We start from the raw sequence: 25,679 nt of genomic DNA, 5'->3' as shown, positions 1-25,679 counted from the left end.
CTACCTCACCATTTTTTGGATACGCTCCAGCACATCCGTTCTAAACCGATCCAAGTGACCTCGTACAAAATCCTGCACACTTAGAGATTCATCCAACAACAACGGACCGAGATCCATCGCGAAAGTGTAACCGCTCGCCTCGTCCACCGAGTGAGATTGATAGAAAGTCGCATTCGCATGACGACGCCCCAAGGTCGCGTTTACGTAATCCTTTCCGCCAGCGACCTGCGATTCGAAAACCGCGACCAGATCCCGAGCCAAGATGGGATGTTCGTCCACCGGAAGCGCGATCTTGTACGCATCGTCCAACCAATCCAAATCGCGCCAGACCTCGCAACCGTAGACGCGCTCCGGACGTCGCTCCGCCGGCAGGCGCCGCAGCGCCTCCAAGGAACGAGCCAGCACCGCGATATGCGTGTCGTGCTTGTCCGCCGGATTGTGCAGGTACAGCGTGTGAGGGCGACAGGCATCCAGCAGGGCATACAACTCGTCCACCAGCGCCGAGGAAGCCTCAGCATCCTTCACAACCTTGCTCGGCACCCCTAACTGCGACTGGAAGGAATAGCCACCCATCTTCGCAGCACGGTTTTGCTCGCGATGGCGAACCTCCTTCATCTGCTCGTCCGTATAATCTCGATACAGACCCTCTCGGGCGCTGCCGCCACCATCCGTGACCGTCACCCCTGCGAACCAGTTCGATGCCGAACGGTAACAAGCCGCGATCCCGTGGTACGCGAAGATTTCCAAATCGTCCTGGTGAGCGCCGATGCCCATATGCGTCACCCGCGCTTGGGCCGCCTGCAAACTCACTCCGTCTGGTATATAATGCTTTTCCATCTCGATCTACTGCCCCTCGCCTTTGCGAGGATTCCAACGCACAAAGCACTCGATCGCCTCGTACTCCGCAAGGCCTAGCTTGTCGTAAAGCGCCGCCGTCTCCCGATTCCTTTGGATCGCCTGTTCCCAGGCTTCGCTCTGCTCAGGATTCATCACAGGCAATTGGCTCCGCTGCGAGCGGTGCTGGTAAATGGCTTGGGCCTTGGCCTTCGCTTCGTCCGGACTGCAGGGCACCGACATTTCCACTTGGTGGATCTCCCACTCGCGCCCGTCGCTTCGATACAGCCAGACGTAACAATCCTCGAACCATGTTTCCTCGGACAAGCTGCGTATCGCTGCCTCGAATACAGAAAAGCTCTTGGCCTGTACCGAACTGGGATCCGCCGCCTCGCCGGTCACGAAAATCTGGTGCGGCTTAACTGCCTGGATAAGCGCCCGCATCGCCGCGACATCCGCTTCCCCTATCTCGAATCGACGATAGCGGCCGTTCTCGTAGAACGGGAGATCCAAAAACCGGATACAATCCTTCCCAAGCCCACACATTTCAAGTGAAGCTCGCGCTTCGTTGCGACGGATATAGGATTTGAATTTTCTCAGCTTGGGAGAGTCCTCCGAAAAGGCTCCCTTCGCCTCGAGTTCCTGCAACACTTCCGAAGCGAGACTCGAGTCTCCCGCTTCCAACATCAAGTCCGCTGCCCAATTCGCCTCCTCGTCCGGCACGCCCAGGTTTCCCGACGTCAGGTACGCCACCGTGAGTTCATGCCCATGCGCCGCCAACCTGCTCAGGGTGGCCGCCATGGACAGCACATCGTCCTGCGGCTCCGGGCTCAAAACCAGCACTCGCTTCCGCGCAGGCGATGCCCGCTCGGGCCGGTAGGTGTCGTCCGCGTCGGGCTTGCCTCCGGGCCAGCCGGTTATGGTGTGCTGCACCTCGTTGAAGACACGAATGTTCAAGCCGTAGGCCGGTCCCTGCTCAGTCACCAGCTCCGACAAGCCATTTTCCTGGTAATCCTTGTCCACCAGCTTCAAAAGCGGCTTGCCTAACTTCAGCGAAAGGTGGGTTACCGACTTCCGGACCAGCTCCGGTGTCCACTCCGGAAAGCCGACCAGCCAGGGATACTTGCAGCGAGTCAGCTCCGACGCGGAAGCCGTATCCAAAATAAACGACACGTCCTTATGGGCCTGCAGGAAACTGGCCGGCAGACTTTCCACCGGAGCATCCTCCACCGCGGCTTTCACCACCTCCGCCTTCGAGCGTCCCCAAGCCAAGAGATACACCTTGCGGGCATCCATGATAGTCCCGACCCCCATAGTCACCGCGTAGCGAGGCACGTTGTGCTCGCCCTGGAAGTCGCGGGCCGCGTCCAAGCGCGTCAATCGGTCCAAGGTCACCAAGCGCGTGCGGGAGTTCGGACCCGAGCCGGGTTCGTTGAAGCCAATATGGCCCGTGCGGCCGATTCCGAGGATCTGCACGTCGATGCCGCCGCAAGCTGCGATCTTTTCCTCATAAGCCTGGCAAGCCTCGAAAACCTCCTCCCGCTCCACCGAGCCCTGCGGAATGTTGATCTGCTCCTCCGGCATATCGATGTGATCGAAAAGCTGCTCCCGCATGAAGCGGTAATAGCTCTCCGGATGCCGGCTATCGATCCCGAAGTACTCGTCCAGGTTGAAGCTCGTCACGTTGGCGAAACTCAGTCCTTCCTCCCGATGCAGCCGGACCAGCTCGCGATAGAGCGGCACCGGCGTCGAACCGGTCGCCAAACCGAGCACGAACGGATTGCCCTCGAACTGGCGCTTTCGGATGGCATCCGCTAGCTCGCGAGCCACTTGCCCAACGGCAAGCTGGGCGTCCTCGAAAACTTTGGTAGGGATGCGTTCGTACAGTTCCTGACCACTACGTTCATTCATATAAAAACGGGGATTGAATGGGTAAATGGGGCAAAGCGAGATGCTACGCCCTCAAGCATAACAAATAAAACCAAGGCAAATATTTGCAAATTTGATCCAGCGTTTGATATTTCCGATCACATGCAGAGCCCCTTTACCTCAGCTGCCCACAAACTCCACGCCCTCGGACTCCAGCCGCCGGACGACTACTTCCACGGCCTCAAGGCCCGCAACCTCTGCCACGTGGACAACATCGTGCTCTTCCACCGCACCCGAAAGCAGGAGCTGCAGCGACGCACCTTCGAAAGCCGCCCGCACCACCGCTTCGTCCTCATGCTCTGCTTCGAAACCGAAGGCGCCATCAACGTGGACGGACGCATCTTCCACCTGCGCCCCGGCGACGCCTTCCTCGTCAAGCCCTACCAGTTCCACTTCTACATGGAGGTTCAAGACGAGCGCATGAACTGGCTGTTCCTCACCTTCGAAACGCGCAACCCCAAGCCCTTCGACGTTTTCGCCAACACCCCCATCCCCCTCAGCCGCGAGCTCTGCGACGACGCGGTGGAAATCGCCGCCCGCTACGCTCGGCGCGAAACGCTCGACGAAGCGACCCTCGACATGACCACTTTCGCCGCCTCCGGCTTGCTCAACAAGCTACGGGCCTATTCGCTCAACCGATCCCGCGAACTGATAGCTTCCCCGTCGTACCCAACGACCGGATACGCGCTCGTCGACCGCATCAACGGCCTGCTCGAAAGGAGGCTGGAGGAAAACATCAGCATCAGCCAAATCGCCGCCGCCCTTTCGCTCTCCGAAAGCCACCTGCGCAAGCGCTTCAAGGTCCTGACCGGCATCAGCCTCGGCAGCTACCTCGTCCACTACAAGATCAACCGAGCGGTAAAGCTGCTCGTCCACGCCGACGACTCCCTTACCCAGATCGCCCTCGACTGCGGCTACGAGTCGCTCGCCGCCTTCAGCCGCAGCTTCAAGAAGCAACTGGGAACCAGCCCCTCCGCCTACCGGAAATCGGAAAAGTTCGAACGCAGCAAAAAATAAGAGCCCGCCCGCGATCCTCGCAGGCAGACTCGCAAACCACTGGATTCCCAAACCGCTAGCTGCGCGAAGCGGCCTCTTCCACCGCTCGCAGGAAGTCCGCAACATTCGACTCGTAGTTCAAATCCAAAGAGCGACGCAGCTTCTTGGCCGCCTCCACGTACTCCTTCTGCTCCACCAGCATCTGACCGTACTGCAAGAAGGCCTGCGGGGCCACCGTCTCGATGTTCTCCGCTCGCTGATAGAGAAACGCCGCCTCTTCGTAGTCCTTCTTCTTCCACGAGTGCTTCGCCAGCAAAACAATGGCGCGGCCGTTCATCGGATCCGCCTCGATGATCTTCGCAAGCGTCGCCGCCGCAGAATCGCTATCGTTGGCGCCCAGCTCAATCTCGGCCTTGAGGTTCAGCAAGGCGAGTCGCTGCTCCTCGTCCAGCTCGGAGCCGAGCCCCTCCACCGCAACGCGATTGAGGCGCAAGGCCTCCTCCCACGCTTGGTTTTCGATGAAAGACGAGATGGCGCGAGTCAGGCTCTTGAATCGTCCGGCCTTGACCTGGGTCGCCGCAAGGGCGTCCTCGTAAGCGTCGATCGCGAGCGCATACATGGCGCGATTCGCATAGATGTCGGCCAGCAGGAACAAGCTGCCCTCGTCCCCGCCACCCAAGCGACGGGAAATCTCGAGGTTCGCCAAGGCCGCCTCAATATTGTCCTTGGCCAAAGAAATGTTCGCCTGGTGCAAGTAGAGCTCATGGTTCGCCGAATCCTCGGCAATCAGCTCCGCGACCAAGCCCGCCGCTTCGCCAAAGGCTTCCAGCTCCATCAAGCAGCGGATCTTGCCGAGCTTCCAGTCCTTGGAGTTCGGTTGGAAGGCGATCGCCAAGCTATAGGCATTCAAAGCGGAAGAGTACATTTCCTGGTTCAGATAGCTGTATCCAAGCAATCCGTACGACAAGCCATCCGCTCCCCCGAGCTCCATGCCCTTGATGATCGCCTCGGCGCCCTTTTCCAGCTGACCGCTCTGCACGTAAGCGATGCCCAAGTTCTTGTAGGCCCGCATGAAGTTCGGGAACTTCGTCACCGCTGCCTCGTAGCTGGATACGGCCTTATCCATTTCGCCCAACTGCATGCGGATCGTTCCGAGCATGAAGTCCAGAGCCGCGCTCGACTCGCCCGTGATCCGTTCCTGGAGCAAGATCGCTCCCTGCTCCAAGTTCGCCTCCAAGACCGCGATCAAGGTCTTGAAGAATTGCCCCTCTTCGTCGCTGAGCCTCGGCTCGAGTTCGCTGTGAGCGCCGTAGCTCCCCATCACCCGGTCCTTGAACTCCGGGTTGGACCAGAAGTTTTCGCTCAAGGGATAGGTTTGAGCGGAGAGCGTTGCAGACGCGAGGCTAAGCGCCCCAATAAGATAATTCGAAAGTTTCATGATAAACGTATCCAAAAATTGTTTACTATAGTTCTAGTGTAAATGTGGTCCGGCCTCGCATCCGCACCGCCCTCCCATCCTTCTTGGGAACCGTATACCTCAAGGACTCAAGGTACTCGATGGCAGCGTCCGAAGCGATATCGTGGCTAATCCGCTCGAAACGCTGAAACTCCACGCGGCCTTCCGGATCGATCTCGTAAAGCGCCGTTACGGTGATGTCCCCCTTGACGCGGCCGATCAAGTTGCGCGGCGGCGACCATTGCGGCTGACGCACCAAGCGCGGCTTCTCGTCGAGCTCGGACATGCTAAAGGTCTGGATCTCCTCCAAGGCGTTGGTATCCACGTCGAAGGCCCCCATGCCGAAGGCCGCCCCTAAGGCATTGCCCGTCCCGGGATTCATCGCGAGCTGAAGCTGGCTCAGGCTCAGCGGCTTGGGCTGGCTCTGCAACTCGGGCGCCGGCTGCTCGACCTTCTCCTCGGGAGGAGGAGGCGGTTCCGGCGGCGGAGGCGGAGGTGGAGGCAACGCCACGTCGACCGTGCGAACCGTGCGACGCTCCTTCACGCTCAACAAGTGCTGCGTAAACGGCAGCACGAACACGATGACCGCCACCAGCAGCACGGAGTATACAAAGATGCGGGCGAACCGAGCCGGCCCGCGCTTCACACCCTTGGATTGGTAATGCTCGTCCATTGCAGCTACCTCTAGTCCTCCGTGGAGAGACTCACGGAAATCGCCCCCGCCAGCTTGGCTTCGTCGATTACCCGTACCAACGTATCCGTAATTGACTTACGGTCCGCTTGAATGATCACCGGCATCTTCTCCTTCTGGTAGAGGCGACGGATAATAGGGCGAACTCCGCTCACCCCGATCTCCTTGCCGCCGTAGACCACGTTGCCGTTCTCGGTGATCGCGATCAAAATGCTGTTCTTCTCCAGATCCGAAGCAGAAGTCGCCTGCGGCTTATTTACCTCGACTCCGGTTTCCTCCACGAAAACCGTCGTTACAATGAAGAAGATCAACAGGATGAATACCATGTCGATCAGAGGAGACATATTTATCTCCTCCGTGCTCTTCTTTTCCGCGAACATTCGCCTATTCCTCATCTCTCTCTAAATCTCCCAATTTGCTTCCCGCGCCTTTCGCGCGACACACGCTTCGATACGAGTTATCAACGTATCCAAAGCATTCTGACGTTTCTCGATCAGCATCATCAGCACATAGCCCGGGATCGCGATCACCAGGCCGAGCTGAGTCGTAATGAGCGCTTCGGAAATTCCGTCCGCGACCATGTTGACCGTCTGACCGCCCGAACTGATGGCGAGCCCCTTAAAAGTGCTCAGCATACCGATCACCGTTCCCAATAGCCCCGTCAACGGAGCCGCGCCCACGAAGACCGCAAGCATCGTACGTCGCCGGTCGATGCGCTCGATGTGCTCGTTCCGGATCTCGCTAAAGCGATTGATCACGTCCCTCTGGTCCGGCAAAGCCGCCTTGCCGTACTCGATCATGCTTTGGATCTCTCCGCTGGCATGGCTCGGCGTCTCGATCCAATCTTCGATCGTCTTGTCGCTGGCAGGCTTGCCGCGCAACTCGTTGAGATACACGACAATTTCCATGCCGGTGAAGAATATGAGCATAGCCAATCCAACAAGTGGATACATAAGCGTGCCGCCCGCATTCCATATCGGCATGAAGCTCTCCTGGAAAAATGCTGTCATCGTTTCATTCCCAATGGGCAAAATGCTACTTGCGGCCCGGTAGTCCGTTCACGAATACGACCGCAAGCTTCTCCATGTTGGCCATGATGGACTGAGCCTTGCGGTTCAGCATCGCGTGGGCGACCAGCGACGGGATGGCCACTACGAGGCCGAGCTCCGTCGTGATCAGCGCCTCGGAAATGCCGCCCGAAAGCGAACTCGCGTCGCCCGTTCCGAAAAGGGTGATCATCTTGAAGGTATTGATCATACCCGTCACCGTACCGAGCAAACCGAGCAAAGGCGCCACCGCAGCCGTAATCGCGATGACCGAAAGGAAGCGCTCTACCTTCGGCTGAGCCTCCAGCATCTTTTCGTACATCACTTCCTCCACCAGCTCCTTGTCCTGGTCGCTGCACTTGACCGCTTCCTCGATCATCGGACCAAATTCCCACGGCAAGGCGCGAGCCTCCTCCAGAGCCTCGTCCTTCTGCCCGGCGCGAACCTTGCGAATGATGGAGCCGAGGTGAGCCGCTCCCGGCTGCTTGATCGTGTAAATCGCAATCAGCTTATAGACGGCCAGCAAGGCGGCCAAGACCGCGAAAACAATGATCGGCCAAACCCAAAGCCCTCCCTTGAGCACGTGTTCGGCTACGCTTTCCTTCGAGCCCTCGATGGCCAAAGCAGCCCCCAAGGTCACGTCGAGGTCCAGCTCGCCCTCCGCTTGGGTGGCGATTTGGTGAACGCTCTTGGCGAATTCGGGAGAGAGCGCCGTAGCGTTAGGCAAGGCCGCTTGATGGCTCTCGATGATTCCTCCCTGCGCTCCCGATTCGCTGGCGAAAACGCTGACCGGCCCCATCTCTACGAAGCTCCCCGCTTGCAGGTCGCCGTTCGAGTCGATCGCTTGCCCCGCGTAGATCGCGCCGCCAATGCGCTCGCGAATCCGATCGATCCCCAACTTCACCGCGTCGATTTGCGATACGAACTTCTCCGTCTCCGAAACGTCCGCGGATTCCAGCGACTCACGAATCGCGTCCAGACGCGACTCGTGAATCTGCTGCTCCGCAGCCGTCATCTGAGTTTGCAGCTCCTGCAGGAACTGGTTCATCAAACCGCCGAGGTACTCGTTCTCATCCTGGATCGCCTGAACGCGACCTTCCAAAGCTTCTAAACCAATGGTGCGAGTGTCCTGGGCCCGCTGAGCGCGTTCCAAGGTCGCTCCCAGACCGCGCGTCTGCTGCTTTAGCTCGTTGATCCGACGGGAAAGCGGCACGCTCTCCTCACGGATCTCCTCGCGCACCTCGCTGAGCCGAGCGAGAGCCCGCTCCAGATCCTTTCGCGCCTGTTCGTTGACCGACTTCAGGTCAGCCTGAGCAAACGCTCCTGCAGCCACCACCGTTGCAGCCGCTAGAGCGGCCCATTTCTTGAAAGTATTCATCATTCTATCCGTAGTTATTTTATCACTACCGGGAGCTTAACAAACTCGGCCTGCTTCCCTTTTTGGTACATCGAAATCATATCGAGGATCGCCGGCCCGTACTGCGGCGCCTCCTGCCATTGCCAGCCTTCCGCAGTTGGATAGCCGTAGCCCGCCTTCTCGCCGCTCGCATCCGAGTAGTAGGCGATCGAGAAGCCGTAGTACAAAGTATTCACCTGCTTGCCCGCTTCCCCCGCGAAGGAGCGCGTCTCGGTCTCCAAGCTGATCACGTTATCGAACTTGTTGGCCTGGCTGAGAATCCCGACGACGTTCCTCAGGCGAATCGACAGCGAAAGCTGCGTCGGCTTCCCCTTTTCCGGCAACTGCCGAATCAAAGGCTTGATGCTGTCTACGTAGCTGGACGGGAGATAAGGGAGCAAGCTCCGGATCCCGTCCTCCAAGGCTTCGAGGCTCTCCCGTACCGTGGCGGACGCTTCCTCCAGCGACTCCTTGCGAGCTACGATCTCCTCGCGACGCCTATCCGCCTCAGTCGCAGACTCCTCCGTCTTCTCGATTTTCGCCGACAAGTCTTCCCTTTCAGCTTCCAGCATCCGAGCCAAGTCTTCGAGGACCGCCTTGTCCTCCTTCCAATCGTTCAGCTCCTTGGAGATAAGGTTCTCCGTTTCCGCCCATTGGGTTACGGTCGCCTTCGCCTCTTCGTAGATACCGTTCCCTGGAGCCGCCTGCAAGGAGAGAGCTCCTAGCGACGCCCCAAAGACTACTGCAAATTTTAGATGTTTCATTTTTTGAATACAGTTCTCTCGCAACGGATGGGACACGTTCAAATCGCCATTCCCGTTGGAAGCGCTGTCATCCTGCTACAAAAAACCTAAGGTCAACGGCCGAACTCAGGCGTAACGCAATCGTGACCCGGCTGGCACCATTCCTTGCCAGTTGGCGCCGTGGCGTAACATGCCTGCAGGGACTACCAAGCCCCGCGAGCTCGCCCCCTCCCTCCCCGAACCCCTCCGACCGAGGCACCCAGAAACGAAAAAGACCTGCCCTCGAAAGGACAGGTCTCCAAATTGTTGATACGCTGGGGATCTTAGTAGCCGTCTTGGTAGCCGCCACGACGATCTCCACCGCCACGACGATCGTTACCGCGGTATCCGCCACCGCCGCCGCGACGATCTCCACCGCCGCTGCCGCCACGGTATCCGCCACCGCCACCGCCGCGCGGACGGTCGCCTCCGCGGAATCCACCGCCGCCGCCACGTGGGGCGCGCGGAGCGCGTGGGGTTGCCTCGCGAACCGAGAGTTCGCGTCCGTCGAGCTCTTGCCCGTTCAGTCCAGCGATGGCCGCTTGGCCTTCGTCGGCGTTATCCATCGTGATGAACCCAAAACCACGGGACCGACCTGTTTCGCGGTCAGTGATGATCTTGAGCTGTGAGACCGCGCCGAATTGTTCGAACGCGTCTTGCAGGTCTCCTTCTGATAGCCCGAAGGAGATGTTTCCTACGTATATTTCCATTTATCTGATATTTTGAGCGTCGTATTGAGAAAAGGCAGTTTCAAACAGCGACGCTACAACCGGAAAATACCTGAACCATCAAGAGATGGCCTAACTAAAACAAAGCTAAACACGCATCAGATTTTCCGCAAACAAGCGAGCCGAAAAGCAAGGCCACACCCAAGCTTCCCCCACCTGTTTCCTCCCCGTAACACTGCGCCTAACCCGCCGCCGCCACAGCCGGTCAGCGGCCTCCTCGCCCCCAGCCCGAACCATGGTCGGCTTTCGCGCAGCAAAGCCTTGACTCGTTATTGAGACACAGTTTCATTCGCCACCCTCAAATCCAGATATTGATACTGAGTTTCAAGAACGATTCTAAACAAGGCCGTTCCCGAAACGCTTAACACTACGAACACTATGAACAGGAACCTAAATTGGACACGCCGCGCCGCCGCGGGCATCGCCAGCATCGCCGTCTTCGGCAGCGCCCTCAGCGCCCAGGACGAGCTCCCCTCCCGCGAGGAGATGTGGGCCATCATCCAAAAGCAGCAGGAGCAGATCAATGCCCTGCTCGAGCGAGTCGACACCACCGAGGTCAAGATCGTCGAGACCGAACAGGCCATCGAAGTCACCGCCGACCAAGTAGAAAGCACCGCTTCCTTCGTAGAAGGCTACGTCGCTTCCGGTTCCGCCCAAGCAGGCGCCGGAGCCATCGGCCGCACCAACCTCGGCGGTTACGGCGAGCTGCACTACAATTTCGGCAAGGCCGATTCCGCCGACTTCCACCGCTGGGTCCTCTTCCTCGACCACGCTTTCAACGAAAACGTCCGCTTCGTCTCCGAAGTGGAGCTCGAGCACTCCATCGCCGGTGCCGGTAAGGTCGGCGAAATCGAGCTGGAGCAGGCCTACGTCGAGTTCGACCTCAACGATACCGACACCGCCAAGGCCGGCCTCTTCCTCCTCCCCATCGGCATCCTCAACGAAACGCACGAGCCCGCCACCTTCTACGGCGTCGAGCGCAACAACGTTGAGAAGAACATCATCCCCACCACTTGGTGGGAAGGTGGCCTCGCCTATCGCCACACCAACGACGCGGGCTGGGCTTTCGACGCCGCCGCCCACACCGGCCTCTTCACCCCGACCTCCGGCAGCAAGGCCTTCAACATCCGCAGCGGCCGCCAAAAGGTCGGATCCGCCGAAGCCTCCGACGGCGCCCTCACCACCCGCGTGACCTACTCCGGCACCCCCGGACTCCAGCTCGGCCTCTCCGCCCAGTACCAAGCCGACATCGCCCAAAGCACCCTGTCGGAACGCATCGACGCCACCCTCGTCTCCGCCCACGCCGACTACCAACGCGGCGGATTCGGACTGCGCGCCCTCTACGCTCGCTGGGACATCGGCGGCGCCGCTCCTGGCGTCACGGGAGCCGACGAGCAATTCGGCTACTACATCGAGCCTTCCTACCGCTTCGAGACCGAAGCCGGCGACGTGGGATTCTTCGCTCGCTACAGCGTCTACGACAACTACGCCGGCAGCGCCTCCAACACCGAAGACGCCTTCTTCGACATCGGCATGAACTACTGGCCTATCGAAAACGTCGTCTTCAAGTGGGACGTGCAGTTCACCGACTACGCCGACTCCTCCAAGGACGAGGAAATCATCAACATCGGCGTTGGCTACCACTTCTAATTATTTAAGGTAAACACCAACACCAGAAGCCGAAGGGGATTGCGCCCCTTCGGCTTTTCCGTTCCAAAAGCTCAAGCCCACCGCTATGAATACGTTCGCACAGATCCGCATCGCCCTCGTCCTATCGCTGGCCCTCGCGTATTCGGCTTTTGGCGACACCCCCGACGAGGACGTCTACCTCGCCCCCGACGCTTTCATCTCCGAATCCTTCGACGATTCCCCGCCCAAGCCTTCCGTCCTCTGGGTCACCAACGAACTCAAGCCCCAGATCCAGAAAATCCTCGGCCACGACTACCCCGCCCTGCGCATCCGCTACTGGGCCCAGCAAAGCCGCTCCGCCTGGATCCTCGAAGAGATCGGCAAGGTCAAACCCATCACCGTCGGCATCGTCGTAGAAGACGGCAAGATCGTCCGCCTCAAAGTCCTGATCTACCGCGAAAGCCACGGTTGGGAGGTCAAGCACAGCTTCTTCACCGACCAATTCATCGAGGCGGAACTCACCGAAAAGCTGCGCCTGAGCAAGAACATCGACGGCATCTCCGGCGCCACCCTCTCCGTCAACGCCCTCAAGCGCCTCGGCGGCCTCGCCCTCTACCTCCACCAGCAAGTCCAGCCATGAGCAAGCGACGCCCAGCCAAAAAGCGCCGCGGACCGGGACGCGCCCTGCTCCGCTTGCACCGACGCGTCGGCGTCGCCCTCTCCGCCATCTTCATCGCCATCTGCATCACTGGCATCCTGCTCAACCACAGCGACGACCTCGACTTCCAAAGCCGCACCGTCCAAGCGGATTGGGTCTACGACTGGTACGGCCTCGAACCCGCCGGCGAACTCCTCCACTACCCGCTGCCGCAAAACAGCCTTTCCTCCCTCGACGGGCAGCTCTTCCTCGGCGAAAAAAGCCTCGGGCACTTCCCCGCCCCACGCGGCGTCGCCGTGCTGGAAAACCTCATAGCCGTCGCCTTCCCCCGCAGCATCCTGCTCCTCACCCACCAAGGCCAAATCATCGAAACCCTCCCCGACGCCGCCATCCCCGGAAACGATACCCGACAAATCGCCAGCCCCGACCAACGTACCCTAATTATAGATACAAACCTCGGACAGTTCCGCTCGGACGAAGCCATCCTCGACTGGAGCGCGAACGAATCCGCGATCGCCCTCGCACCCCTCGAAACCAGTCCCGCTCCCGCCGCGCTCAAGGCTAAGCTCATCCGCAGCTTCCGCGGGGAAGGCATCACCTGGGGCCGCGTCCTGCTCGACCTCCACACCGGACGCTTCTTTGGCAGCGCCGGCAAATGGATCGCGGACCTCAGCGGCATCGCCCTCATCCTGCTCACCCTCACCGGCGTCTACTACACCATGAGATACCTGAAGAAAGCCCGCGAACGCTCCCTCTCCCGCTAGACCATGAATCCTTCCCGCCGCCGTTTCATCAAGATAGCAGCTGTCCAAACCGCCGCCCTCGCGGTCGCCAGCCCGGTCCGCCTACTTGCCAGCAAGCCCTCCACCCCACTGAGGCAATGGAAAGGCATCGTGCTCGGAGCCGAAGCCAGCATCCAACTCAGCTGCGCGAGCGAAAGCCAAGCCAGCCGAATCCTCAAGGCCTGCGTATCCGAAATCCAACGACTGGAAAAAATCTTCAGCCTTTACGACGAACGCTCCAGCCTGAGCGCCCTCAACCGCAACAAGCAACTCGCCAATCCCCCCACCGAACTGGTCGAGCTGTTAAGCTTTTCCCGCTCCATCGGCCAAGCCACCGGAGGCATCTTCGACCCCACCATCCAAGCCGTCATCGCCGCCTACCGCGAACACTTCGCCCGCAACCAAGACGGATTATCCGGGCAGCTCCCCGCAGCGCTCGCCAGCGTAGACTTCCGCAAGATCCAGATCTCCTCCGAGGAAATTCGCCTGCTCAACCCCGCCGCAAGCCTCACCCTCAACGGCGTCGCCCAAGGCTACATCACCGATAAGATCGCCGCCCTGCTGCGGGCCGAGGGAATGGGCCACACCCTCATCGACCTCGGCGAGAAACGAGCCCTCGACTCCCACCCCAGCGGACGAAGCTGGCAACTAGGCCTCGCCAACCGCTTCGGCATCCACGACGTAGCCGAACTCAACGACCGAGCCCTGTCCTCGTCCGGCGGATACGGCACCCCCTTCGACCCGAGCGGAAAGCACCACCACCTGATCGACCCGCGCACCGGCCTCTCCGTCAACCACCACGCCTCCGTGCACGTGGTCGCCGATACCGCCACCCTCGCCGACGCCCTTTCCACCGCCCTCGCCACCTGCGGGCCCGAGGAGTCAAAAAGCATCGAGCAGCAGTTCCCGGAAGCCCTCGTGTTCCGCTCCTAGCCGCCACAGGTAAACGGTGCCCTAACCCGTAAAGCGACTCAAAGAATCCTTGAACCGCTCGCGCAGTTTCCACACTCACTCCTACTGATGCTACTTCCCATTCTCGCACTCGTTATTGGCCTCGTCGCCCTCATCTGGAGCGCCGACCGCTTCATCGACGGAGCATCCGGAGTCGCCGGACATTTCGGCATGCCTCCCCTGCTCATCGGCATCCTCATCGTCGGATTCGGCACCTCCGCCCCCGAGCTCGTAGTCTCCGCCTTCGCCGCCGCCCAAAACAATCCCGGCCTCGCCCTCGGCAACGCGTTCGGCTCCAACATCGCCAACATCGCCCTCATCCTCGGCATCACCACCCTCGTCGTCCCCATCACCGTGCGCTCCAGCATCCTCAAGAAGGAGCTGCCCATCCTCTCCGCCGCCACCGTGCTGGCCGGCTACCTGGTCTGGGACCTCGACATCTCCCGCAACGACGGGATCGTCATGCTCGTCGTCTTCGCCGGCATCATGGCCTGGACCACCCGCGAAGGCATGAAGGGCGACAGCGACATCCTCGCCGAAGAGTTCACCGAGGAACTCACCAGCAAAAAGACCTCGCTCGGCATGTCCTTCTTCTGGCTCATCCTCGGCCTGGCCATCCTGCTCGCCAGTTCCCGCTCCATGGTTTGGGGCGCCGTGGAAATCGCCACCCAGCTCGGCGTCAGCGACCTCGTCATCGGCCTCACCATCGTCGCCATCGGCACCTCCTTGCCCGAGCTCGCCTCCTCCATCGCCGCCGCCCGCAAGGGCGAGCACGACATCGTCATCGGCAACATCATCGGCTCCAACATGTTCAACACCCTCGCCGTGGTGGGCATCGCCGCCGTCATCCGCCCCTTCCAAACCGTTTCCGAAGTCCTCACCCGCGACCTTCCCAGCGTCGCCGCCCTCACCGTCGCCCTCTTCCTCATCTGCTACCGCAAAGGCGGCGAAGGACGCGTGACCCGACTCGAAGGAGCCCTCCTGGTGATCGCCTTCGCCGGCTACAACAGCTGGGTCTTCCTCAGCCAGTAAAACGGCCCGCGCCCCAGCGCCGCGCCGTCCTACGGACGCAAAGAAGCGAGGCCGCATCACCAGCCTCGCTCCGGAGAATCCATCTCTTTACTAGGAACAATATCTAACGTTATAAAAATCCCGAAACCAACAGTTGCGGACTCACGGTATCGGCGCCTTCCAGCTCACCCTTTAGGCGATTCCTCCCGAAACATGGAGAAAAGCGCTCACCGCCGCGCCGAAGCACCCTAGCGGCGCCCCCGAAAGCACACCGCCCGCGAAATCGGAAATTTCCCGCTTTTCCGCATCATTTCCCCAGCCGGTCACCGATGGGTAACATTTACCTGATAGCATCCGCGCGAAAACGATTTCCAAGCCGCGCTCCATGCCTTTCACTGTCGCCTCTCCCGAATTGCTCCAGCTAACACAGCCGTGATCGAAGCCAACAAGCTCACCAAAACCTTCCGCGACCGGAAACGCGGGCTCGTGCGAGCCGTCGACCGCGTATCCTTCAACTGCCAGCCCGGCCAAATCTTCGGGCTGCTCGGAGCCAATGGAGCCGGCAAGACCACCACCCTGCGCATGCTGGGCACCCTCCTCGAGCCCACCCAAGGCACCGCCACCGTAGCCGGCTTCGACGTCGCCAAGCAGCCCGAAGACGTGCGCCGCTCCATCGGCTTCCTCTCCAACGGCACCGCCCTCTACGGACGCCTCACCGCCCGCGAGATGCTCGAGTACTTCGGCCGCCTCAACGGCATCGAAGGCGCCCCCCTGCGCGCCCGCGTCGACGAGCTGATCGAGCAGCTGGAAATCGGCGAATTCCAGAACGGCCGCTGCGACAAGCTCTCCACCGGCCAAAAGCAGCGCGTCTCCATCGCCCGCTCCATCATCCACCGCCCGCCCGTCATGATCTTCGACGAACCCACCACCGGCCTCGACGTCATGACCTCCCAGACCATCATGAGCTTTATCGAGAAGTGCCGCGACGAAGGCCTCACCGTCGTCTTCTCCACCCACATCATGAGCGAGGTGGAGCGCCTCTGCGACAAGCTCGCCATCGTGCACCACGGCAAGATCGCCACCGAAGGCACCGTATCCGACATCAAACGACAAACCGGCGAGGACGTGCTCGAAAACGCCTTCCTCAAAGTCGCCCACCAGCTCGACGCCCAAGTGGAAGGATAACGCCCTCCCTCAACCTTCACCTTTCCCGCATGTCACTCACCCAAGTCATCTTCCTCAAGGAGCTCCGCGAAACCCTGCGCGACAAGCGCGTCATCCTCGGCGTCATCGTTTCCCCCCTCCTGCTCACCCCCTGCCTCATGGGAGCCGTCATGTTCTTCGGCAGCAAAAAGGCCGTCGAGCAGCAAAGCGCCACCCTGGAAGTCGGCATCTACCAGGAAGCGGAATTCCCCGAGCTCACCCAAGCCATCGAAGCCAACGAAAGCCTCGAAATCACCCGCTACCAAAGCCGCGAGGAATCCATCGAAGCCATCAAAACCACCGCCAGCCGGGCCGTGGTAGTCATACCCTCGGAGGCCCGCGACACCTTCCTCGCCCACGGCTCCGCCCCCATCGAGATCCTCTACGACCCGGCCAACGAAAACTCCAGCAACGCCCACGGGCGCCTGCGCGGCATCCTCGGCGACTTCAACAAGCAGCAAACCCAGGCCCGCCTCGAATCCGCCCAGCTCGATCCCTCCTTCATCCAACCCACCCAAATCACCTCCACCAGCGTGGCGGAAAGCTCCGCCGTTTCCGGCTTCGTGCTCTCCATCTTCCTCCCCTACATCGTCATCATGGGCGCCGCCTTCGGCGGACTCAACACCGCCTTCGACCTCTGCGCCGGCGAGAAGGAACGCGGCACCATGGAAACGCTGCTCGTCTCCCCTGCCTCCCGCCAAGACATCGTGCGCGGCAAGCTCTACACCATCTTCGTGGTCAGCCTCATCTCCGCCATCTGCTCCATCCTCGGCATCGTAGCCGCCATCAGCTTCGGCCAGCAGATCGTCACCAGCCTCTTCGGCGAGTCCTTCTCCATCTCCTACCTCAACCTCGCCGCCCTCGTCGCCATCGTAGTCCCCCTCGCCCTGCTCAGCTCCGCCGCCCTGCTGCTGGTCTCCACCTTCGCCCGCAACCCCAAGGAAGCCCAAGCCTACATCTTCCCCTTCATCGTCATCTTCCTCTTCCCCGCGGCCCTCTCCTTCGTCTTCGACGCCGAAAGCCCCCTCTACGTCGGCTTCATCCCCGTGCTCAACATCGCCCTCTCCATGAAGCAGCTCCTCAGCGACGCCTTCGACCTCCCCTTCTTCACCGTCACCCTCGCCAGCTCCCTCGCCTACGCCTGGGTTTCCATCCGCCTCGTCGCCTCCTTCTTCCAGAAGGAAACCATCCTCTTCCGCTCCTAAAGGACGCCCCCTTCCGCAAACGTAGCCGAGTCGATCGCCAATCGCTCATCTATTGAATTAGTAACTCTTATTCTTTTCCTAATTTAAATAAGCGTTTGCAATACCCCTGATCGCGCCTACGCTTATCGCAGCTTCAACGATAAGGAATCGGCGCGGCCCACCGCAGCCGTTTGCAAGCCCATGAGCAAAGCAGTCATCTTCAACAACACCGTCCTGCGCGACGGACACCAATCCCTCGCCGCCACCCGCATGCGCACCGAGCAAATGCTCCCCGCCCTCGAAGTCCTCGACGGCATGGGGTTCGGCTGCCTCGAAACCTGGGGCGGCGCCACCATCGACGCCGGCCTGCGCTTCCTCAAGGAGTTCCCCTTCGATCGGCTCGACGCCATCCGCTCCCGCACCAAGTCCAAGCACATGATGCTGCTGCGCGGGCAGAACATCGTCCAGTACGCCCACTTCCCCGACGACATCGTCGAAACCTTCATCAAGACGTCCGCCAAGCACGGCATGGACATCTTCCGCATCTTCGACGCCCTCAACGATCCACGCAACATGGGCACCGCCATCCGCGCCGCCAAGGCGGCCGGCAAGGAAGCCCAAGGCGTGATCTGCTACACCACTTCACCCGTCCACACCACGAAAGCCTTCGTAAAGCTCGGTCAGGAGCTCGAAGAAGCCGGCTGCGCCTCGCTTTGCCTCAAGGACATGGCGGGGCTCGTTCCCCCGCAGCAAGCCTACGACATCATCAAAGGCCTCAAGGACCGCGTAAAGATCCCCGTCGTCCTGCACACCCACGACACCGCCGGACTGGGAGCCACCACCTACTACGCAGGCGTCGAAGCGGGCGTCGACTCCATCGACACCTCCATCATCCCCTTCGCCAACGGTACCGGACAACCGGATACAGCCCGCATGCTTTCCTTGCTGGAAAACCACCCCCGCTGCCCCAAGTACGACCTCGACGCCCTGCAGTTCCTGCGCGAGCACTTCACCCAGGTCTACGAAGAGCTCAAGGACTTCACCAGCTTCTCCAACGAGCGCGTCGACTCCGACGCCCTCAAGTACCAAGTCCCCGGCGGCATGCTCTCCAACTTCCGCAACCAGCTCAAGGAGCAGAAGATGGAAGACAAGTTCGAGGACGTCTTTAAGGAAATCCCCGTCGTGCGCAAAGCCCTCGGCTGGATCCCGCTCGTTACGCCCACCTCCCAAATCGTCGGCGTGCAAGCCATGCTCAACGTCAAGTTCGGGCGCTGGAAGAACTTCTCCCCGCAAGCCACCGACATCGCCCTCGGCTACTACGGCCGCACCCCCGCTCCCGTCGACAAGGAAGTGCAAAAGATCGCCGCCCAAAAGTCCGGAAAGGATCCCATTACCGTTCGTCCCGCCGACCTCAAGGACCCCGGCATGGACGCCTTGAGAAAAGCCCTCGCGGCCAAGAACCTGCCCACCGACGACGAACACTGCGTCATCCAAGCCATGTTCCCGCAAGAGCTCGACGCGTATTATAAAAGCAAGGACAAGCCCGCCGACGCGCCTCAAGCAGCCGCAACTCCCGCGCCCGCCAAGGCCGGCCCCGCCGAAACGATCGAGCTCAGCGACTCCGCCCGCCGCTACAACATAGCCGTCAAAGGCAAGACCTACGCCGTAACCGTCGAAGAAATGTAACAAATTTTCCAATACACCTCCCCAAGGCCCGCTACCCAGCGGGCCTTTTTTCGTTAGACCCAACCTTACCGACGAAACACCTCCGTAGGGCTGCCGCCATGGGAGCCGTAGCTCAAACGAGCGAAGGCTGCTCGCGGCAAATCCCAGATCCTGCACCGCGGCACGTCGCAAGCGACGGCCCTACAAAAAAAGTCAACGTTGCATCCACGATCTCGATACAGCAATCCCGACCTCGCAGCACCAATAAAACCGCCCCACGAAAAAGGCTACGCCCCGTAGCGCGGTGCTTTAGCCCGCGACCGCATTGCAGGATCCATCGTCCTCAGACGCCTCCCGTAGGGCTGCCGCTCGCGGCACGCCGCAAGTCCCAAATTTCGGCGACCGCATTGCAGGACCCATCGTCTGCGGGCGCTGGCTGAAGCTCAGCGCTACGTTAAAAAGGCGTATCGACCCAGTCGATACGCCTTTGAAAGTTAATTGCGTTTCAGCAGCTCCCTTAGAGCGGGAGCGTCGTTTCGCCCATGAGGTGCATGTCCACGGCGCGAGCGGCTCCACGACCTTCGTTGATCGCCCAAACGATCAAGCTCTGGCCACGACGGGCGTCGCCAGCGGCGAAGATGCCGTCTACGCTGGTCGCGTACTTGCCGTATGCCGCCTTGGCGTTGCTGCGCTCGTCGGTCTCGATGCCGAGCTGCTCGATCACGGTTTGCTCAGGTCCGAGGAAGCCCATCGCCAACAGCGCGAGCTGGGCTGGCACTTCCTTTTCGCTGCCTTCGACTTCCGCTGGAATGAAGCGCCCTTCCGGATTCTTCTTCCACTCGACTTCCACCGTCTTGAGAGCGCGGAGGTTGCCGTTTTCGTCGCCGAGGAATTCCTTGGTCATGACCAAGTACTGGCGTGGATCTTCGCCCTGCTTCGCGATCGCTTCTTCCTGGCCGTAGTCGACCTTGAGCACGCGAGCGTACTGCGGCCACTCGTTGCCGGGAGCGCGCTCTTCGCTGGGACGCGGCATGATCTCGAGCTGGATAACGCTTTCGCACTCATGGCGAAGGGACGTACCCACACAGTCAGTACCGGTGTCGCCACCGCCGATGACTACCACGTTCTTGCCCTTGGCGGAGATGTAGTTGCCGTCCGCGTGCTTGGAATCGAGCAGGCTCTTGGTGTTGGCTCCGAGGAACTCCATGGCGAAATGAACGCCCTTGAGCTCGCGACCGGGAACCGGCAGGTCGCGCGGCTTGGTGGCGCCGGTACAGATGACCACGGAATCGTAGTCGTCCTTGAGGCGAGTCGCGGTGATGTCCTTGCCGATTTCCACGCCACAACGGAATTCGATGCCTTCGTCCTCGAGGAGCTTGATGCGGCGAAGCACCACGTCCTTCTCCAGCTTCATGTTAGGGATGCCGTACATGAGCAGGCCGCCCGGACGGTCGGCGCGTTCGTAGACGACAACGCTGTGACCGGCTTGGTTGAGCTGGTCGGCGCAAGCGAGGCCTGCCGGACCGGAGCCCACGACCGCAACCTTCTTTCCGGTGCGCTTCGCAGGCGGCTTCGCTTCCACCCAGCCCATTTCGAAGGCGCGATCGATGATCGATACTTCGTGGTGCTTGATGGTAACGGGCTTCTGGTTGATGCCGAGTACGCAAGAGCTTTCGCAAGGAGCCGGACAAACGCGGCCCGTGAACTCGGGGAAGTTGTTGGTCTTCATCAAACGACCAAACGCGTCCTTCCAACGGCCCTTGTACACCAAGTGGTTCCACTCGGGGATCAAGTTGTTGACGGGGCAGCCCGCGATGCCGGTGAAATGCTGCGAGTCGCCCGCATGGCAGAACGGCACGCCGCAATCCATACAACGAGAGGCCTGAGCCTTGATCTCGTTTTCGGGCATTTCTTCGTGCACCTCGTTCCAGTCGCCGAGGCGAAGGATCGGATCGCGATCGGTCGCGTTCTGGCGGTCTTGTTCTAAAAATCCTGTCGGTTTTCCCATGGTCTGTATTCTCCTTCTGGTGTCTTCTTACGTGTGGGTTATGCCATGGAGGCGAGGTGCATATCGAAGGCTTCCACCGCGATATCGTATTCGTTGTCGAACTTGTTCGTGGAGCGAGCCTTGTCCATGAGCTCGAGCATGCGCTCGTAGTCGGTTGGCATCACCAGAACGAACTGCTGCAGGGAAGCGTCCCAATCCTCGAGCAGCTCAGCCGCTACGTCGGAATTCGTTTCCTTGAGGTGACGCTCGACGAGGCTCTTCAGCTCTTCCTTGTGCTCGTCCTTTTCGACGGCGCCGAGGCGAACCATCTCCATGTTGCACTTGGAAGCGAAGGTTCCGTCGCGGTCGAGCACGTAAGCCACGCCGCCGGACATGCCCGCTGCGAAGTTACGGCCGGTTTCGCCAAGGATCACCGCACGGCCACCGGTCATGTATTCACAACCGTGATCGCCTACGCCTTCCACAACCGCCGTCACGCCGGAGTTGCGAACGCAGAAACGCTCGCCCGCCATACCGCGGATGAAGGCCTGGCCGCTGGTGCCACCGAAGAAGGCGACGTTGCCGATGATGACGTTTTCGCGAGCCTTGAACGGAGCGGACTTGTCTGGATAAACAACCAGCGTGCCACCGGAGAGGCCCTTGCCGAAGTAGTCGTTGGAGTCGCCTTCGAGCTCGAAGCGAACGCCCTTCGCGGTGAAGACGCCAAAGCTCTGACCTGCGGAGCCGTGGAACTTCACGTCGATGGTGCCTTCCGGCAAACCGTCGCCCTTGTAGATCTTGGAAATCTCGTTGGAGAGCATGGCGCCTACCGAACGGTCCGTATTCACAATCTCATACGAAAGCTTGACCGGCTCGCAATCGGCGAGCGATGCGGCGGCGTCCTTGATGAGCTTGCGGTCGATGATGTCGTGGATGAGGTGCTTCTGCTCGACGGTCTGGTACAAGCTGTCGCCTTCGAACGGATCCTGCTTGAAGAGGATCGGCGAGAGATCGACGTTCTTGTACTTCCAGTGGTCCACATCGTCGCGGAACTCGAGGCACTGGCTCTGGCCAACCATTTCGTCAACAGTACGGAATCCAAGCTCAGCCATGATCTCGCGGAGGCCTTCCGCCATCATGGTGAAGAAGTTCACGACGTGCTCAACCTTGCCGCGGTAACGGCTGCGGAGCTCGCGGTTCTGAGTAGCAACGCCAACTGGGCATGTATTCAGGTGACACTTACGCATCATGATACAGCCTTCGACGATAAGGGCCGCTGTAGCGCTGCCCCACTCTTCTGCGCCGAGGAGCGTAGCGATCGCCAAGTCGCGAGGCGTCTTGAGCTGTCCGTCCGTCTGTACGACGATACGGCTGCGAAGGCGGTTGCGAACGAGCGTCTGGTGGGTTTCGGCAAGGCCAAGTTCCCATGGAAGACCAGCGTGCTTGATGGAGCTGAGCGGCGAGGCGCCCGTACCGCCATCGTATCCAGCGATCAATACAACGTCTGCGTAACCCTTACAAACACCGGCAGCGATCGTGCCTACGCCTGCTTCGGAAACGAGCTTTACGTTGATGCGAGCGTCGCGGTTGGCGTTCTTCAAATCGTAGATCAGCTGCGCCAAGTCCTCGATCGAGTAGATGTCGTGGTGCGGAGGCGGAGAGATGAGGCCCACGCCTGGAGTGGAGCCACGAGTCTTGCCGATCCACGCGTCGACCTTGTGGCCGGGAAGCTGTCCGCCTTCGCCCGGCTTCGCGCCTTGGGCCATCTTGATCTGCAGCTCGTCCGCGTTGGTCAGGTAGTAGGAGTTGACGCCGAAACGTCCGGAAGCGACCTGCTTGATGGCGGAGCGCATGGAGTCGCCGTTTTCGTCCGGAGTGAAACGGATCGGGTCTTCGCCCCCTTCGCCGGAGTTGGACTTGCCGCCGATACGGTTCATCGCGATGGCGAGCGTAGTGTGCGCTTCCCAAGAGATGGAGCCGAAGGACATCGCTCCGGTCGCGAAGCGCTTGAAGATCTTTTCGGCTGGTTCGACTTCCTCGAGCGGGATGCTCTTGCGGTCGGACTTGAACTTCATCAAGCCGCGCAGCGTGTAAGCCTCCTTCGACTGGTCGTCGATGTTGCGAGCGTACTCGCGGAACACGTCCGTATTGTTCGTCGCAGTCGCTTGCTGGAGCAGGCGGATGGTGGTCGGATTGAAGAGGTGACGCTCTCCGTCCTTACGCCATGCGTAGCTGCCTCCGGACTCGAGCTCGTCGTCGGCGAAGATATCCTGGTCCTTCGGGAAGCCGGCGCGGTGCTTGGCGAGGGCTTCCGCGGCGATCTGGTCCACGCCGATACCTTCGATACGGCTGACGGTGCCAGCAAAGTACTTGTCGATGACCTTCTTGTTGATGCCGAGAGCTTCGAAGATCTGAGCGCCTTGGTAGGACTGCAGAGTCGAGATCCCCATCTTGGAGAAGATCTTGAGCAGGCCGCTGTTAACCGCCTTGCAATAACGCTTGTAGAGGGTCGCGTCGTCGAAGCTCGCGTCGACTACGCCTTCGTCGCGCAGAGCGCTGAGGGTTTCGAGAGCGAGGTACGGATTGACCGCAGCAGCGCCGTATCCCACGAGGGTCGCCACGTGGTGGGTTTCCCAAACGTCGCCCGCTTCCACCACGATTTCCGCGTCGGCGCGGAGACCCTTGCGGATGAGGTGGTGGTGGACCGCGCCCGTAGCGAGCAGCGAAGGCACGGGAGCGTGGTCGCTGTCGATGCTGCGGTGGGAGAGGATGATGATCTGGTAGCCTTCGATGGCAGCGTCCGCCGCGTCACGGCAAATACGCTCGAGGGCATGCTCGAGGGCGCCTTCCTTGCCTGTAGCCGGGAAAGTACAGTCGATGGCGCGAGCCTGGAAGTGGTCGTGGTCGATGTGCTTGATCTTGAGCAAGTCTTCGCTGGAGAGGACGGGCTGGCGGATCTCGATCTTGTGGCAGTGGCGCGGCGTCTCATCGAGCAGGTTCAGCGAACCGCCGATGTAGCTCTGCAGCGACATGACCATCTCTTCGCGGATCGGGTCGATCGGCGGATTGGTGACCTGGGCGAAGAGTTGCTTGAAGTAGTTGGAGAGGTGCTGCGGCTTGTCGGAGAGGATCGCCAGCGGATTGTCCGCGCCCATGGAACCAAGCGGCTCCTTGGCCGTGCCGACCATGCCTGCGAGGATGAGGTTGAGGTCTTCCTCCGTGTAGCCGAAGGCCTTCTGGCGGTTCTGCAGCTTGTATTTGCTTTTTGGAGTCACGGTGATCTCCGCCTCGGGAAGCTCCTCGAGGGTGATCTTGTGCTCCTTGAGCCACTCGCCGTAAGGCTGGCGCGAGCTGATGTCTTGCTTCACTTCCTCGTCGGAAATGATGCGGCCCTGCGTGAGGTCCGCGATGAAGATCTTGCCGGGCTGGAGGCGGCCCTTGCGCACGACCTTGGACTGGTCGACCTTCAAGCTGCCGGTTTCGGATCCCATGACGAGCATGTCGTCATCAGTCACGAGGAAGCGGGAAGGACGGAGACCGTTGCGGTCCAAAGTGGCGCCGATGACGTTGCCGTCGGTGAAGGAGATGGAGGCTGGTCCGTCCCAAGGCTCCATGATGCAGGAGTGGTACTCGTAGAAGGCGCGCTTCACGGGATCCATGTCGTCCTGCTTTTGCCAAGCTTCCGGAATTGCCATCATCATCACGTGGGCCAGCGGGCGTCCGCTGAGCACGAGCAGCTCGATCACCATGTCGAGATTGGCCGAGTCGGACATGTGGCTGTCGCAAATCGGGTGGAGCATCTTGAGCTCTTCCTTGGTGAAGTTGCTGGTCTCGAGCAGCACCTCGCGAGCGCGCATCCAGTTGATGTTGCCGCGAACCGTGTTGATCTCGCCGTTGTGGGAGAGGAAACGGAAAGGCTGGGCCAAGCGCCAGGCCGGGAAGGTGTTGGTCGAGAAGCGGGAGTGGAACATCGCCAAGGCGGACACCACCTTCTCGTTCTGCAGGTCGAGGTAGTACTCGCGCACCTGAGCCGTGGTGAGCTGGCCCTTGTAGGTGATGGTGCGAGCGGACATCGAAATGATGTAGAAGTCGTCGCCGATGCCGCTTACCGTCTCGCGAGCGAGATGGATCGAGTAGTTGCGCGCCACGTACAGCTTGCGCTCGAAGCCTTCCGCGTCGAGCTCCTCGGGCTTGGCTACGAAGACCTGCTCCACGTTCGGCTCCGTGTCGAGCGAGGCCTGGCCGAGGCCGGAATTGTCGCGAGGAACCTCGCGGTAGCAGATGACCTCTAGGCCGAGGGTTTCGAGGTTGCGGTTGAGCAACTCGCGGCACTCTTCGCGCTTGGCCTCGTCCTTAGGGAAGAAAATCATGCCCACGCCGTAGTCGCCGGCTTGGGGGAGGCTGATGTCGCGCTTGGCCAAGTCCTCCTTGAGGAAAGCGTGGGGAACTTGGATCAAGAGACCCGCGCCGTCGCCACAGCATACGTCGTAGCCCGTGCCGCCACGGTGCTCCATGTTGGTCAGCATCACCAACGCGTTCTCGATTACATCGTGCGACTTGCGGCCCTTCAAATTCGCCACAAAACCGATACCACAACTATCGCGCTCCAACTCTGGGCAGTAGAGCCCCTTCTTTTCTTCCTGGTTATCGATCATATGCCTAAAATTTCGGTGTTCTCTTAAAAATCTAAGTCGCTGATTACGTGGAGTTAACACGACAAAAAAACGGCTACTATTAGTAGTCGTTGTTCT

The 25,679-nt window shown here is 60.4% G+C and carries 20 protein-coding genes; 9 read left to right on the top strand and 11 right to left on the bottom strand.

Features of this window, described 5'->3' with window-relative positions:
• Positions 1-837 (bottom strand): PIG-L family deacetylase, encoded by an 837-nt coding sequence (locus tag QEH57_RS12610; protein ID WP_309007096.1) that lies wholly within the window; start codon positions 835-837, stop codon positions 1-3.
• Positions 838-843: 6 nt separating this feature from the next.
• Positions 844-2,745 (bottom strand): glucosamine-6-phosphate deaminase, encoded by a 1,902-nt coding sequence (gene nagB / locus QEH57_RS12605; protein ID WP_309007095.1) that lies wholly within the window; start codon positions 2,743-2,745, stop codon positions 844-846.
• A 120-nt stretch (positions 2,746-2,865) separates the two neighbouring features.
• Between nagB and QEH57_RS12600 the strand changes: the two genes are divergently transcribed.
• Positions 2,866-3,780 (top strand): AraC family transcriptional regulator, encoded by a 915-nt coding sequence (locus QEH57_RS12600; protein ID WP_309007094.1) that lies wholly within the window; start codon positions 2,866-2,868, stop codon positions 3,778-3,780.
• Positions 3,781-3,835: 55 nt separating this feature from the next.
• On the opposite strand, the gene QEH57_RS12595 is transcribed toward QEH57_RS12600, so the two are convergent.
• The 7 genes from QEH57_RS12595 to QEH57_RS12565 form a co-directional block, all read right to left on the bottom strand.
• Positions 3,836-5,197, bottom strand: a complete 1,362-nt coding sequence (locus QEH57_RS12595; RefSeq protein ID WP_309007093.1) for a tetratricopeptide repeat protein — start codon at positions 5,195-5,197, stop codon at positions 3,836-3,838.
• Between the two features lie 25 nt (positions 5,198-5,222).
• Positions 5,223-5,888: a hypothetical protein gene (locus tag QEH57_RS12590; protein ID WP_309007092.1), complete on the bottom strand. Its 666-nt coding sequence runs from the start codon at positions 5,886-5,888 to the stop codon at positions 5,223-5,225.
• An 11-nt stretch (positions 5,889-5,899) separates the two neighbouring features.
• Positions 5,900-6,301, bottom strand: coding sequence for a biopolymer transporter ExbD (locus tag QEH57_RS12585; protein WP_343224773.1), 402 nt, complete (start codon positions 6,299-6,301; stop codon positions 5,900-5,902).
• Positions 6,302-6,307: 6 nt separating this feature from the next.
• Positions 6,308-6,916: a MotA/TolQ/ExbB proton channel family protein gene (locus QEH57_RS12580; RefSeq protein WP_309007091.1), complete on the bottom strand. Its 609-nt coding sequence runs from the start codon at positions 6,914-6,916 to the stop codon at positions 6,308-6,310.
• A gap of 25 nt (positions 6,917-6,941) precedes the next feature.
• A complete protein-coding gene (locus QEH57_RS12575; protein WP_309007090.1) occupies positions 6,942-8,333 on the bottom strand; it encodes a DUF3450 family protein in 1,392 nt (463 codons plus the stop codon).
• An 11-nt stretch (positions 8,334-8,344) separates the two neighbouring features.
• Positions 8,345-9,112, bottom strand: coding sequence for a DUF3450 family protein (locus tag QEH57_RS12570; protein ID WP_309007089.1), 768 nt, complete (start codon positions 9,110-9,112; stop codon positions 8,345-8,347).
• A 302-nt stretch (positions 9,113-9,414) separates the two neighbouring features.
• Positions 9,415-9,840, bottom strand: a complete 426-nt coding sequence (locus QEH57_RS12565) for an RNA-binding protein (protein WP_309007088.1) — start codon at positions 9,838-9,840, stop codon at positions 9,415-9,417.
• A 396-nt stretch (positions 9,841-10,236) separates the two neighbouring features.
• Between QEH57_RS12565 and QEH57_RS12560 the strand changes: the two genes are divergently transcribed.
• The 8 genes from QEH57_RS12560 to QEH57_RS12525 all read left to right on the top strand — a co-directional run bounded on the left by QEH57_RS12560 (position 10,237) and on the right by QEH57_RS12525 (position 18,962).
• Positions 10,237-11,508 (top strand): porin, encoded by a 1,272-nt coding sequence (locus QEH57_RS12560; protein ID WP_309007087.1) that lies wholly within the window; start codon positions 10,237-10,239, stop codon positions 11,506-11,508.
• Between the two features lie 85 nt (positions 11,509-11,593).
• Complete coding sequence (locus QEH57_RS12555) at positions 11,594-12,127, top strand: FMN-binding protein (protein WP_309007086.1); 534 nt, start codon at positions 11,594-11,596, stop codon at positions 12,125-12,127.
• Positions 12,124-12,909, top strand: coding sequence for a PepSY-associated TM helix domain-containing protein (locus QEH57_RS12550; RefSeq protein WP_309007085.1), 786 nt, complete (start codon positions 12,124-12,126; stop codon positions 12,907-12,909). Before QEH57_RS12555 ends, QEH57_RS12550 begins: the two co-directional genes overlap by 4 nt.
• 3 nt (positions 12,910-12,912) lie before the next feature.
• Positions 12,913-13,860, top strand: a complete 948-nt coding sequence (locus QEH57_RS12545; protein WP_309007084.1) for an FAD:protein FMN transferase — start codon at positions 12,913-12,915, stop codon at positions 13,858-13,860.
• Between the two features lie 87 nt (positions 13,861-13,947).
• Positions 13,948-14,910 (top strand): calcium/sodium antiporter, encoded by a 963-nt coding sequence (locus QEH57_RS12540; RefSeq protein ID WP_309007083.1) that lies wholly within the window; start codon positions 13,948-13,950, stop codon positions 14,908-14,910.
• Between the two features lie 411 nt (positions 14,911-15,321).
• Entirely contained in the window at positions 15,322-16,074 is a 753-nt protein-coding gene (locus tag QEH57_RS12535) for an ATP-binding cassette domain-containing protein (protein ID WP_309007082.1), read from the top strand.
• A gap of 29 nt (positions 16,075-16,103) precedes the next feature.
• Positions 16,104-17,297 carry an ABC transporter permease gene (locus tag QEH57_RS12530; protein WP_309007081.1) on the top strand — a complete coding sequence of 398 codons (1,194 nt, stop codon included), beginning with the start codon at positions 16,104-16,106 and terminating at the stop codon, positions 17,295-17,297.
• 180 nt (positions 17,298-17,477) lie between these two features.
• Positions 17,478-18,962, top strand: coding sequence for a pyruvate carboxylase subunit B (locus tag QEH57_RS12525; RefSeq protein WP_309007080.1), 1,485 nt, complete (start codon positions 17,478-17,480; stop codon positions 18,960-18,962).
• A gap of 496 nt (positions 18,963-19,458) precedes the next feature.
• On the opposite strand, the gene QEH57_RS12520 is transcribed toward QEH57_RS12525, so the two are convergent.
• Together QEH57_RS12520 and gltB are read right to left on the bottom strand one after the other, a co-directional pair.
• The gene (locus QEH57_RS12520; RefSeq protein ID WP_309007079.1) at positions 19,459-20,949 is read right to left on the bottom strand and encodes a glutamate synthase subunit beta; all 1,491 of its coding nucleotides are present in this window, start codon (positions 20,947-20,949) and stop codon (positions 19,459-19,461) included.
• A 38-nt stretch (positions 20,950-20,987) separates the two neighbouring features.
• A complete protein-coding gene (gene gltB / locus QEH57_RS12515) occupies positions 20,988-25,583 on the bottom strand; it encodes a glutamate synthase large subunit (RefSeq protein ID WP_309007078.1) in 4,596 nt (1,531 codons plus the stop codon).
• Positions 25,584-25,679 lie beyond the last annotated feature (96 nt).

Source organism: Pelagicoccus sp. SDUM812005 (assembly GCF_031127875.1).
Classification (GTDB): domain Bacteria; phylum Verrucomicrobiota; class Verrucomicrobiia; order Opitutales; family Opitutaceae; genus Pelagicoccus.
This window is presented reverse-complemented; position numbering and strand designations above follow the sequence as displayed.